The sequence below is a fragment of the Micromonospora sp. NPDC052213 genome, from assembly GCF_040679695.1.
In the GTDB taxonomy this organism is placed as follows: domain Bacteria; phylum Actinomycetota; class Actinomycetes; order Mycobacteriales; family Micromonosporaceae; genus Micromonospora.
This window is the reverse complement of record NZ_JBFAVI010000359.1, coordinates 1-1,356: the sequence shown is the minus strand read 5'-3', so window position 1 is coordinate 1,356 and position 1,356 is coordinate 1. Positions and strand designations below refer to the sequence as shown.

At 68.8% G+C, this 1,356-nt stretch carries 1 protein-coding gene; it reads left to right on the top strand.

Features of this window, described 5'->3' with window-relative positions; genetic code table 11:
* Positions 1-1,356, top strand: a 1,356-nt coding sequence (locus AB0L34_RS33925) for an endo-1,4-beta-xylanase (RefSeq protein ID WP_363709762.1), incomplete at both ends; no start/stop codon positions are given.

Below are 1,356 nucleotides of genomic sequence, written 5' to 3'. Positions count from 1 at the left end.
GTCGGCATCCTGAACCGCGAGTTCAACATGGTCACCGCCGAGAACGAGATGAAATGGGACGCCACCGAGCCGTCCCGGAACCAGTTCAACTTCACCAACGGCGACCGGCTCGTCGCGCACGCCCAGGCCAACGGCATGCGGGTGCGCGGCCACGCGCTGCTCTGGCACCAGCAGCAGCCCGGGTGGACGGGAAGCCTGTCCGGCAGCGCGTTGCGCGACGCGATGATCAACCACGTCACCCAGGTCGCCACCCACTACCGGGGCAAGATCCACTCCTGGGACGTGGTGAACGAGGCGTTTGACGACGGCAACAGCGGCGCCCGCCGCAACTCGAACCTCCAGCAGACCGGCAACGACTGGATCGAGGCCGCGTTCCGTGCCGCGCGCGCCGCCGACCCGGGCGCCAAGCTCTGCTACAACGACTACAACATCGACAACTGGAGCTGGGCCAAGACCCAGGGCGTCTACAACATGGTGCGGGACTTCAAGTCCCGGGGCGTGCCGATCGACTGCGTCGGCCTCCAGTCGCACTTCAACAGCGGGTCGCCGTACCCGAGCAACTACCGCACCACGCTGCAGAACTTCGCCGCGCTGGGTGTGGACGTGGCGCTGACCGAGGTCGACGTCACGAACTCCTCGACCAGCCAGTACGCGGGTCTGACGCAGGCGTGCATCAACGTGCCGCGCTGCATCGGCATCACGGTGTGGGGCGTGCGTGACAGCGACTCGTGGCGTTCCAACGAGAGCCCGCTGCTGTTCGACGGCGGAGGCAACAAGAAGGCCGCGTACAACTCGGTCCTCAACGTCCTCAACTCCGCGTCGCCCAACCCCACGCCGACCGCGACCGTGTCGCCGACCGTGTCCCCGACCGCCGGGCCGACCGGCGGACCGACCACGCCGCCGCCGACCACCGGCGCGAGCCGGATCGTCGGCAACCAGTCCGGCCGGTGCATCGACGTGCCGAACTCCTCGCAGAGCAACGGCACCCGGGTGCAGCTCTACGACTGCCACGGCCAGACCAACCAGCGGTGGACCTACACCTCCAGCCGGCAGCTGACCGTGTACGGCTCGATGTGCCTGGACGCCGCCGGCTCCGGCAACGGCTCGGCGGTCCAGATCTACAGCTGCAACGGCCAGACCAACCAGCAGTGGAACGTCAACTCCAACGGCACCATCACCGGCGTCCAGTCCGGTCGCTGCCTGGACGTCTGGGGCACCGGCAACGGCCAGCAGATCCAGCTGTACGACTGCCACGGACAGACCAACCAGCAGTGGCGGACCGACTTCGGTGGCGGCACCTCGCCGTCCCCGACCACGCCGCCGCCGGCCACCACGACGCCCCCGCCGGGCGGCTGC